The organism is Burkholderia sp. IDO3 (assembly GCF_003366075.1).
Lineage (GTDB): Bacteria > Pseudomonadota > Gammaproteobacteria > Burkholderiales > Burkholderiaceae > Burkholderia > Burkholderia anthina.
The window spans coordinates 1,891,958-1,902,933 of record NZ_CP028962.1 but is presented as its reverse complement, the minus strand read 5'-3'; the positions used below and the strand labels follow the sequence as shown (position 1 = coordinate 1,902,933).

Sequence of the window (10,976 nt, the reverse complement as noted above, 5' to 3'; positions counted from 1 at the left end):
GAGAGAAGGAAACATGCACAACGACAACACTCCCCACTCGCGTCGCGATGACGACGCAGCCGCAAGCGGCATCACGCGGCGTCAATGGCTGCAGGGCGCACTGGCGCTGACGGCGGCGGGCCTCACCGGCTCACTGGCGTTGCGGGCCCTGGCCGACAATCCCGGCACCGCGCCGCTCGATACGTTCATGGCGCTCTCCGAAGCGCTGACAGGCAAGAAAGGGCTGAGCCGCGTGCTCGGCGAACGCTTCCTGCAGGCGTTGCAGAAGGGCTCGTTCAAGACGACCGACGGCCTGTCGCAACTCGCCGGCGCACTCGCGTCCGGTTCGCTGAGCCCCGATCAGGAAGCCTCCGCGCTGACGATCCTCGAAGCGTGGTATCTCGGCATCATCGACAACGTCGTGATTACGTACGAAGAAGCATTAATGTTCAGCGTCGTGTCCGATACGCTCGTGATCCCTTCGTATTGCCCCAACAAACCCGGCTTCTGGGCCGAAAAACCGATCGAGAGGCAAGCCTGATGGCCGATACCGATACGCAAAAAGCCGACGTCGTCGTCGTCGGGTCCGGTGTCGCAGGCGCGATCGTCGCGCACCAGCTCGCGATGGCGGGCAAGTCGGTGATCCTGCTCGAAGCGGGCCCGCGCATGCCGCGCGGCGATATCGTCGAGCGCTTCCGGAACCAGCCCGACAAGACGGATTTCATGGCCCCGTACCCGTCGAGCCCGTGGGCACCGCATCCGGAATACGGCCCGCCGAACGACTACCTGATCCTGAAGGGCGAGCACAAGTTCAACTCGCAGTACATCCGCGCGGTGGGCGGCACGACGTGGCACTGGGCCGCGTCGGCGTGGCGCTTCATCCCGAACGACTTCAAGATGAAGACAGTGTACGGCGTCGCGCGCGACTGGCCGATCCAGTACGACGATCTCGAGCATTACTATCAGCGCGCCGAGGAAGAACTCGGCGTGTGGGGCCCCGGGCCCGAGGAAGACCTGTACTCGCCGCGCAAGGAGCCGTACCCGATGCCGCCGCTGCCGTTGTCGTTCAACGAGCAGACGATCAAGAGCGCGCTGAACGGCTACGATCCGAAGTTCCACGTGGTGACCGAGCCGGTCGCGCGCAACAGCCGTCCGTACGACGGCCGGCCGACTTGTTGCGGGAACAACAATTGCATGCCGATCTGCCCGATCGGCGCAATGTACAACGGCATCGTGCACGTCGAGAAGGCCGAGCAGGCCGGCGCGAAGCTGATCGACAGCGCGGTCGTCTACAAGCTCGAGACGGGCCCGGACAAGCGCATCGTCGCCGCGATCTACAAGGACAAGACGGGCGCCGACCATCGCGTCGAAGGCAAGTATTTCGTCGTGGCCGCGAACGGCATCGAGACGCCGAAGATCCTGCTGATGTCGGCGAACCGCGATTTCCCGAACGGCGTCGCGAACAGCTCCGACATGGTCGGGCGCAACCTGATGGACCACCCGGGCACGGGCGTGTCGTTCTACGCGAACGACAAGCTGTGGCCGGGCCGCGGCCCGCAGGAAATGACGTCGCTGATCGGTTTCCGCGACGGCCCGTTCCGGGCGACGGAAGCCGCGAAGAAGATCCACCTGTCGAACATGTCGCGCATCAACCAGGAGACGCAGAAGATCTTCAAGGCGGGCAAGCTGATGAAGCCCGACGAGCTCGACGCGCAGATCCGCGACCGCTCCGCGCGCTACGTGCAGTTCGACTGCTTCCACGAAATCCTGCCGCAGCCCGAGAACCGCATCGTGCCGAGTAAGACGGCCACCGACGCGATCGGCATTCCGCGCCCGGAAATCACGTACGCGATCGACGACTACGTGAGACGCGGCGCCGCGCATACGCGTGAAGTCTATGCGACGGCCGCGAAGGTGCTGGGCGGCACGGAAGTCGTGTTCAACGACGAGTTCGCGCCGAACAACCACATCACGGGTGCGACGATCATGGGCGCGGACGCGCGCGACTCGGTCGTCGACAAGGACTGCCGCACGTTCGACCATCCGAACCTGTTCATCTCGAGCAGCTCGACGATGCCGACCGTCGGTACGGTGAACGTGACGCTGACGATCGCGGCGCTTGCGCTGCGGATGTCGGACACGCTGAAGAAGGAAGTCTGACCGTGCGGAAATCTACTCTCACCTTCCTCCTCGCCGGGTGCCTCGCGCTGCCCGGTCTCGTGCGCGCGGCCGACTCGGCCGATCCCGCGCAGATCAAGCGCGGCGAATACCTGGCGATCGCGGGCGACTGCATGGCCTGCCACACCGCGAAGGGCGGCAAGCCGTTCGCGGGCGGTCTCGGGATGCCGGTGCCGATGCTCGGCAAGATCTATTCGAGCAACATCACGCCGGACCCGGACACCGGCATCGGCAACTGGACGTTCGAGGACTTCGAGCGAGCGGTGCGCCACGGCGTCGCGAAGAACGGCGACAACCTGTATCCGGCAATGCCGTACGTGTCGTACGCGAAGGTCAACGACGACGATGTGCAGGCGTTGTACGCGTACTTCATGCACGGCGTCGAGCCGGTCAAGCAGACGCCGCCGAAGAACGAGATCCCCGCGCTGCTGAGCATGCGCTGGCCGCTGAAGATCTGGAACTGGCTGTTCCTGAAGGACGGCGTATACGAGCCGAAGCCGGCGCAAAGCGCCGAGTGGAACCGCGGTGCGTACCTGGTGCAGGGCCTCGCGCACTGCAGCACGTGCCACACGCCGCGCGGCGTCGCGATGCAGGAGAAGTCGCTCGACGAGACGGGCGGCAGCTTCCTGTCGGGTTCGGTGCTCGCGGGCTGGGACGGCTACAACATCACGTCGGACCCGAACGCGGGGATCGGCGGCTGGACGCAGCAGCAGCTCGTCCAGTACCTGCGTACCGGCAGCGTGCCGGGTGTCGCGCAGGCGGCCGGCCCGATGGCCGAGGCGGTCGAGCACAGCTTCTCGAAGATGACCGACGCCGACATCGGCGCGATCGCGACGTACATCCGCACGGTGCCGGCCGTGGCCGACGGCAGCGCGAAGCAGTCGCGTTCGTCGTGGGGCAAGCCGGCCGAGGACGGGCTGAAGCTGCGCGGCGTGGCGCTCGCGTCGTCGGGCATCGATCCGGCGCGGCTGTATCTCGGCAACTGTGCGACGTGTCACCAGATGCAGGGCAAGGGCACGCCGGACGGTTACTATCCGTCGCTGTTCCACAACTCGACGGTGGGTGCGTCGAACCCGGCCAACCTGGTTCAGGTGATCCTGAACGGCGTGCAGCGCAAGGCCGGCAGCGAGGATGTCGCGATGCCTGCATTCCGCAACGAGTTGTCGGATGCACAGATCGCCGCGCTGACGAACTACCTGACCGCGCAGTTCGGCAATCCGGCCGCGAAGGTGACCGAGCAGGACGTCGCGAAGGCACGTTGACGCCGGCAGCACGCGGCACGAAGCAGGGCAACACTGACAAGAGGAGGAGCACAGCACATCGGGCGGGCCCCGATGCCGGTTGTTGCAGAGGAGGGCGGGCGGCGCAGGCGGCTGCCCGTCCTGGTTCGTTGGCAATCCGGTGCGCGCGCTTCGCGCATCGTTTTCGTTGATCACACCATGACACCGAATCAACCGTTTCTCGCGTCCCAGCGCGATGTGCTGCTGCTGCTGTCCCGAATCCTGCTCGTGATCCTGTTCGTGATGTTCGGCTGGAAGAAGATCGTCGACTTCTCCGGCACGATCGCGTTCATGGGAACCGAGGGCGCGCCGGCGCCGATCATTTCGGCGGCGATCGCCGTCGTGATGGAGCTGTTCGTCGGCATCGCGCTCCTCGTCGGCTTCCAGACGCGGCCGCTCGCGCTGCTGCTTGCGCTGTACACGATCGGCACCGCGCTCATCGGCCACCGCTACTGGACGATGACGGGCGGCGAGCAGATCAACAACATGATTCATTTCTACAAGAACATCGCGATCTCGGGCGGCTTGCTCGCGCTTTGCGCGGCCGGCCCCGGACGTTTTTCGATCGATCGCGGGTGAACGGGCTGCCGGCGTGCGCATGGGGTGCGCGCCGGAAGGTCGAGACTCCGAGGGGGCATCATTTTGCGACTCAAACATTTCGCATGGCTGATTGCGGCTGCCCCCGCAGCCGCATTCGCACAGACGAGCGTGACGCTGTACGGCCGGATCGACGGCGGCGTCGAATACCTGAACCACATCGCTCAGCCGAACGGCGGTAGCGCGACACGCTGGAGCGCCGAAAGCGGCGACTGGGGCACCAGCATGTTCGGCCTGAAGGGTGTCGAGGATCTCGGCGGCGGCATGTCGACCGTCTTCAACCTCGAAACCGCCTTCCAGGTGATGAACGGCCAGACGGGCGGCGGGCGCATGTGGTCGCGCCGCGCGTATGTCGGGTTGAAGAGTGACACGTGGGGCCAGTTGCAGGCCGGCCGCAACCTCTTCATCGACAGCGACGGCGTGTGGGAATTCGATCCGTTCGTCCAGCAGGCGTTTTCGTCGGCATCGCTCGTGCGCGGCCGGAACTGGCAGCAGAGCAGCAACAACATCGAGTATCACAGCCCGGTGATCGGCGGCTTCGACGTGCAGGCGCAATACGCGTTCGGCAATCAGTCGCGCGGTTTCAACTACGGCGCGGCCGACGACTTCGGCCGCTCGGACGGGATCATGCTGTCGTATCACTCGGCGCTGCTCGACGTGCGCGGCATCTACGACGAACTGCGCGACAACAACGGCAAGTTCAGCAACATCTTCACCGCGTCGCGCGAGTATTTCGTCGGCGCGAATGTGAAGGTCGCGAAGTTCAAGATCCAGGGCGCCTATACGCACTACCAGGCGCCGGACAGCCCGGCGGGCGTCGCCGATCGTGCCGATCACTACTGGCTCGGTGCGACCTATGCGGCCAATCCGCAGTGGGCCGTGACGGGGGGCGGGTACTACGTGAAGGTGGGCGACGGCGGCGGCGATGCGTCGCACGATCCGTCGGGCCACGCGATCATGTACGTGCTCGGCACTACGTACAACCTGTCGAAGCGCACGTTCCTGTATGGCACGGTGGCGTATGTGCGTAATGGCGGGAATTCGAATTTCTCGCTGCTCGCGACGCCGCGCGATGCGACGTCGGGCACGAGCCCGATGACCGGCGAGTCGCAGACGGGCGCGTATGTGGGGATGATGCATACGTTCTGAGCGGGGTGTAGCACGGGCAAGGCACGGGTGAGGGTGGGTCCGTGCCTTGTTGCGTTTACAGGTTGCACAGCCGGCTCAGAACCCGCACGCCTCGGTCGTCGTCAGTGTCGCAAACGGCCCGCCAAGCGTCGCATTGTGATGCGCGACGATCCGCTCGGCCGGCAACTCCAGCGTGTCCATGCAGGTATGCGCATCTGCAACGAGCACCGCACGCAAGCCGAGATCGCCGGCCGCGCGGCAGGTCGTATCGATGCAGTACTGCGTCTTCATCCCCGCAATCACGATTTCGCCGATCCCGGCTGCGTGCAGCCACCCCGCGAGTCGCGTGCCGGCGAAGCAACTGGGCCGCGTCTTGTCGAACACGGTATCGCGTTGTGCATCGATCGCGAGCGCCGGCAGCAGCGCGGCGAGCGGCGCGTCGGGCGCGATCGGCGAGCCGGCCGGGCCGGTGTGACGCACCGCGTACACGGGCGCGCCCGCTTCATGTGCGCGATGAATCAGCCGGTTGATGTTGGCCAGCACGCGTTCGCCGTCATGCGGACGATCGGGGCCGTGAAACAACCCGACCTGCATGTCGACGACGAGCAGCGCACGTTTGGGCGAACGGACTTCGGACATTGCGTTTCTCCTGAATGACCGGTGCGGACGGAGAAACGAAGAGACCCCGTCCGGAACCGGCGGGGCCTGCGGGAATCGGTGACGCTACGACTTTGCGCGCACTCGCCGCACGGGCCCGCCGGAGGCGGTCGTGCGCGTGGTCGTCGAAAGCGTGGTCGTGGCGTTGTGCATGAAACGATCATGCACGATGCGCGAGGGCCGCGTCAATGGCACGCGTCAAGCACCATGCACAACGCACCGCCCACCAGTCAGTCGAGCGCTTTCCCTGCCTTCTCGTCCATGCAGTGAATGGCAAGCAGCGTGAACACGCCGCACCCGATCGCATACCACGCGGGCGCATTCGGATTGCCGGTCGCGGCGATCAGCCACGTGACGAAGAACTGCGCGAAGCCGCCGAAGATCGCGACGCCCACGCTGTAGACGAGCGCGCCGCCGGTCGCCCGCACCGCACGCGGGAACAGCTCGCCGAGCATGGCGCCCGTCGCGCCGATGTTGATCGCGTGCACGATCGACAGCGCGGCGATGATCGACAGCAGCGAGGTGGCGCCCGGCCAGCGGTTCAACGCGATGAACGCGGGATAGATCGCGAGCATCAGCGCGATGCGGGTCCACCAGACGATCCGGTTGCGCCCGTAGACGTCCGACAGGTGGCCGCCGATCGGCGTCACGAGCATCAGGATCGCGCCGGCGATGCAGCCAGCCGTCATCGACAGCCAGGTCGGCAGGTGCAGCACCTGCACGCCGTAGATCGCCATGTAGAACACGATGATGTAGTGGATCGACGTGCCGCCGATCGTCACGCCGAGCCCCGCGAACACGGCCTTGCCGTGATGGCGCAGCACGTCGGCGAGCGGCAGCGACGCGACCGGTTCTTCATGCGCGGCGGCAGGCGTGGCGGCCGGCACTTCCTCGACGGTGCGGCGCAGCCAGTAGCCGATCGGCACGAACAGCGTGCCGATCACGAACGGGATGCGCCAGCCCCAGCTTTCGAGCTGCGCGGCGTTGAGCGTCGACGTCAGCGCGACGCCGGTCAGCGCGCCCGCGAGCGCGGCGAGCCCCTGGCTCGAGAACTGGAACGACGCGTAGAAGCCGCGGCGGTGCTGCGGCGCCTGTTCGAGCAGCAGCGTCGTCGACGCGCCGACTTCGCCGCCCGATGCGAACCCCTGCAACAGGCGCGCGAGCACGAGCAGCAGCGGTGCGGCGATGCCGACCTGCGCGAAGGTCGGCGCGACCGCGATCGTCAGGGTGCCGAGCGCCATCAGCAGCAGCGTCAGGATCATCGCTTTCTTGCGGCCGGCGCGATCGGCGTACATGCCGATCACGAGACCGCCGAGCGGACGCGTGACGAAGCCGACACCGAAGCTCGCGACCGCGAGCATCAACTGCCCGAACGACGAATGCACGGGAAAGAACAGCTTGCCGATCAGGATCGCAAAGAAGCTGTAGACCGTGAAGTCGTAGAACTCGAGCGCGTTGCCGACGGCGGCGGCCGCGATCAGGCGGCGTTTCTTCGCGGCGGTGCGGGCATCGGCCGGCGAGCCGGCGAACGAAAGAGCGGACGTTTCCATGGGGTTCCCCCGGTAAGCGCGGAACTGCGTGATGAAGAGCCGTGAGGAACGGCCGTCAGGCCGCGAGCCACGCTTCGGCGACGCGCACCCAGTAGCTCGCGCCGATCGCGAGGATGTCGTCGTTGAAGTCGTAGCCGGGGTTGTGCACCATGCAGCCACCCTTGCTGCCGATCCCGTTGCCGATGAACGCATAGCAGCCGGGGCGCGCTTCGAGCATGAACGCGAAGTCTTCGCTGCCCATCAGCGGCGCGGCCTCGGTTTCGACGCGCTCGGCGCCGAGCATCTGGCGCGCGATGTCGGCCGCGAAGGCGGTCGGCTCCGGATGGTTGACGAGCACCGGGTAGCCGTAGTCGTAATCGACTTCCGCGGTGATGCCGAAGCTTTCCGCCTGACCTTTGGCAAGTGCTTCGATGCGGCGCGCGAGCAGCGCGCGCACGTCGGCGTTCAACGCGCGCACCGACAGCTTCATCACGACGGTTTCCGGAATGATGTTGAAGGTCTCGCCGGCCTGCACGCTGCCGACCGTGATCACGGCCGCATGCTGCGCGTCGACCTCGCGCGCGACGATCGTCTGCAGCGCGACCATGATGCTGCCCGCGGCCGACATCGGATCGCGCGCGAAGTGCGGCATCGCGCCGTGGCCGCCGACGCCGCGCAGCGTGATCGTCACGCGGTCGGCCGACGCCATCGCGGCGCCGGTGCGGAACGCCATGTCGCCGGCCGCACGGCCCGGCATGTTGTGGATCGCGAAGATCGCATCGCACGGGAAACGATCGAACAGGCCGTCGTCCATCATCGACTTCGCGCCGCCGAAGTTTTCCTCGGCCGGCTGGAAGATCAGGTTCAGTGTGCCGGAGAACTGGCGCGTGGCCGCGAGGTGGCGCGCCGCGCACAGCAGCATCGCCGTATGGCCGTCGTGGCCGCATGCATGCATCTTGTTCGCGTGACGGCTCGCGTACGGCAGGCCGGTAGCTTCCGCGAGCGGCAGCGCATCCATGTCGGCGCGCAGGCCGACGGTGCGCGTGCCTTGTCCTTCGCGCAGCACGCCGACGACACCCGTCTTGCCGATGCCGCGATGCACTTCATAGCCCCAGCCCGTGAGCAGTTCGGCGACGAGGTCGCTGGTCAGCGTTTCCTCGAATGCGAGTTCCGGATGAGCATGGATGCGGCGGCGCACCTCGATCAGATCGGGGGCGATCGCGGCGATGCCGGGGATGACGGGGTTCACGGCTTGCAGCATGGTGTCTCCTGTGGGGGACGGTGGGCGTTTGACGCGCATATGACGTGCAAGCATATAAATTTCTTTTGCGTACCAGAAGCTGCTAAATTGCTTTGGTGCACACCACTGGTTGCCGCTCGGGAATACCCTGAGCCGGCATGCGGCGCGGCACAACAGGGTTTCCACGAATCACGCATGCCGCCATGAAATACCATCAGCTGAAAGCGTTCGTCACCGTCGCGGAAGAAGGGAGTATCCGTGCGGCCGCGCGGCGCCTGAACGTGTCGCCGGCAGCGTTGACGAAGGCGGTGAAGGAGCTGGAGATCGCGCTCGGCGTATCGCTCGTCGTGCGCACCGCGCGCGGCGTGCAGCTCACCGCGTTCGGCCAGCAGTTGCAGGTGCGCGCGCGGCTGATCGTCGCCGAAATGCAGCGCGCGCGCGACGACATCGAGCAGGCCCAGGGCGCGATGACGGGCTCGGTTGCGGCGGCGATTACGCCGGCCGCCGCCGTGACGATTCTGCCCGACGCATTCCGCGCGTTCCGGCGGCGCTTTCCGGTTGCGCGCGTCAACCTCGTCGAAGGGTTTCCGGGCGTCGCGCTGCCGCGGCTGCACGACGGCTCGCTCGATTTCGCGGTGGCCGTCGTCGTGCCCGAACTGCTCGCGGCCGAGTTCGATCACGCGGAACTCTATGCGAGCCGATCGCTGATCGTCGCGCGCAAGGGGCATCCGCTGGCGTCGGCCACGTCGCTCGCCGATCTCGTCGAAGCCGACTGGCTGATGAATCCGTCGCCGGAAAGCTCGACCCAGGTGTTGTTCAATTCATTCGTCGCATACGGGCTGCCGGTGCCGCAGCGGGTCGTCGAATGCCCGAGCTTCGGGCTTGCGCACAGCCTGATGACGGGTTGCGACCTGATCGCGTCGATGCCCGAGCAACTGCTGCAAGGGGAGTGGGCGCGCGACCAGCTCGTGGTGTTGCCGATCCGCGAGCGGCTGCCGGGCGTGTCCGTGCAGGTCGTTACGCGCCGCGACAGCCCGCTCACGCCCGCCGCGGCGATGCTGCTCGACTGCCTGCGCGATTCCGCGCGGCGCAAGGGATTGCGGTGAGCGGAGCGCATGCGGATTCGGGCAATCACACAACATAGTGATCCTGATTATCGGTCGTGCGCCTTCGTCGCTTCCCGTGCGCGATTGCAGGCTTGCGGCATGTGCGCCGCGAGCCGGTATCATATCGGCCGGCCTGTCGACCCGGCCGGCTTCCAACCACACGCCATCCGGCATCCAGCAATCAGAGGCATCACATGACCAGTGCAACCCAATTCGACAACGTATCGGTCGTCAAGCGCGCGAACGTCTATTTCGACGGCAAGTGCGTGTCGCATACCGTGCTCTTCCCGGACGGCACGCGCAAGACGCTCGGCGTGATCCTGCCGTGCGCGCTCAACTTCGGCACGGACGCGGCTGAATTGATGGAAGTGCAGGCCGGCAAGTGCCGCGTGAAGCTCGACGGCAGCAGCGAATGGCAAACCTACGGCGCCGGCGAATCGTTCTCGGTGCCGGGCAAGAGCCGCTTCGACATCGAAGTGCTCGAGACGCTCGACTACGTCTGCAGCTACCTGTAAGCACCTTCACGCAGGGATGCCCACGCGCGGCACGCGCACGCATCGGCCGCGCGGCCGGTGCGCGGAAAACAAAAAGCCCCGCCGAAGCGGGGCTTGTCGCATGCGGGCGGCGCGATGCCGCCCGGCACGGCGCTTACAGGCAGGCGCTGATGTCGCCCGCGGAAGCGGCGTCGCCGCGAACGCCGACCCACGTCTTCGCGTCCGGCTTCCACGACGGGCGGACCATCGCGGCGGCGCCGTTCGGCGGCTGCTGGCCCGGTGCGTAGACGTCGGTCGCGAGGCCGTTGGCGAGCACGTTCTGCGAGATCACCTGTTGCTGCGACTTGTCGGCCCAGGTCTTCGCGATACATGCGGAGACGTCCTGGGCGGGCTTCTGGCTTTGTCCCACATTCTGCACGGCCGGATCGGCCGCATGAGCAGAAATTGCCACGGTCAATGCGATGAGCGGTAAGTATTTCACGTTCACGTTTTATCTCCCTCGAGTCGTGATTGATTGAGTGGGATGCGCAGCAAAACTGCGTGCCTGTGAGATTGCATCGAGCGAGCGCGGTTCCGGTGAATCGGAAACAAGTTGTTAATGCGCTTGCCGGACGACAACCCGAGTGCTGTGCGTTTTGTGGCGGTGCGACATGCTGTCGTGCGCGGCCCGAACGAGCGGGGAAACGCGGGAACGACGTCATGCGCCGTGTGGTCTGCTCGTTGTCCGGCGATGTGGCGAATGGACGATCGCGGCGTGCTGCATGTCTTCGCATGTTGCGCCGCGACGC

The 10,976-nt window shown here is 66.2% G+C and carries 11 protein-coding genes; 7 read left to right on the top strand and 4 right to left on the bottom strand.

Annotation, left to right across the window (positions count from 1 at the left end; genetic code table 11):
• Positions 1-13: 13 nt before the first annotated feature.
• The 5 genes from DCN14_RS08750 to DCN14_RS08730 all read left to right on the top strand — a co-directional run bounded on the left by DCN14_RS08750 (position 14) and on the right by DCN14_RS08730 (position 5,183).
• Positions 14-520 (top strand): sugar dehydrogenase complex small subunit, encoded by a 507-nt coding sequence (locus DCN14_RS08750; protein ID WP_096499776.1) that lies wholly within the window; start codon positions 14-16, stop codon positions 518-520.
• A complete protein-coding gene (locus DCN14_RS08745) occupies positions 520-2,139 on the top strand; it encodes a GMC family oxidoreductase (protein ID WP_096499774.1) in 1,620 nt (539 codons plus the stop codon). Before DCN14_RS08750 ends, DCN14_RS08745 begins: the two co-directional genes overlap by 1 nt.
• Positions 2,140-2,141: 2 nt before the next feature.
• Entirely contained in the window at positions 2,142-3,419 is a 1,278-nt protein-coding gene (locus tag DCN14_RS08740; RefSeq protein ID WP_096499772.1) for a cytochrome c, read from the top strand.
• 177 nt (positions 3,420-3,596) lie between these two features.
• Entirely contained in the window at positions 3,597-4,016 is a 420-nt protein-coding gene (locus tag DCN14_RS08735) for a DoxX family protein (protein WP_096499770.1), read from the top strand.
• Between the two features lie 63 nt (positions 4,017-4,079).
• Entirely contained in the window at positions 4,080-5,183 is a 1,104-nt protein-coding gene (locus DCN14_RS08730; RefSeq protein WP_096499768.1) for a porin, read from the top strand.
• A 75-nt stretch (positions 5,184-5,258) separates the two neighbouring features.
• Here DCN14_RS08730 and DCN14_RS08725 read toward each other — a convergent pair whose 3' ends face one another.
• The 3 genes from DCN14_RS08725 to DCN14_RS08715 all read right to left on the bottom strand — a co-directional run bounded on the left by DCN14_RS08725 (position 5,259) and on the right by DCN14_RS08715 (position 8,609).
• A complete protein-coding gene (locus DCN14_RS08725; protein WP_096499766.1) occupies positions 5,259-5,801 on the bottom strand; it encodes an isochorismatase family protein in 543 nt (180 codons plus the stop codon).
• Between the two features lie 248 nt (positions 5,802-6,049).
• Complete coding sequence (locus tag DCN14_RS08720; RefSeq protein WP_096499764.1) at positions 6,050-7,369, bottom strand: MFS transporter; 1,320 nt, start codon at positions 7,367-7,369, stop codon at positions 6,050-6,052.
• A gap of 55 nt (positions 7,370-7,424) precedes the next feature.
• Complete coding sequence (locus DCN14_RS08715) at positions 7,425-8,609, bottom strand: M20 aminoacylase family protein (protein ID WP_096499762.1); 1,185 nt, start codon at positions 8,607-8,609, stop codon at positions 7,425-7,427.
• Between the two features lie 182 nt (positions 8,610-8,791).
• Between DCN14_RS08715 and DCN14_RS08710 the strand changes: the two genes are divergently transcribed.
• Together DCN14_RS08710 and DCN14_RS08705 are read left to right on the top strand one after the other, a co-directional pair.
• Positions 8,792-9,694: a LysR substrate-binding domain-containing protein gene (locus DCN14_RS08710; RefSeq protein WP_096499760.1), complete on the top strand. Its 903-nt coding sequence runs from the start codon at positions 8,792-8,794 to the stop codon at positions 9,692-9,694.
• 194 nt (positions 9,695-9,888) lie between these two features.
• Complete coding sequence (locus DCN14_RS08705) at positions 9,889-10,209, top strand: pyrimidine/purine nucleoside phosphorylase (protein WP_012366195.1); 321 nt, start codon at positions 9,889-9,891, stop codon at positions 10,207-10,209.
• A 133-nt stretch (positions 10,210-10,342) separates the two neighbouring features.
• Here DCN14_RS08705 and DCN14_RS08700 read toward each other — a convergent pair whose 3' ends face one another.
• Entirely contained in the window at positions 10,343-10,675 is a 333-nt protein-coding gene (locus DCN14_RS08700; protein WP_172441859.1) for a hypothetical protein, read from the bottom strand.
• Between the last annotated feature and the right edge of the window lie 301 nt (positions 10,676-10,976).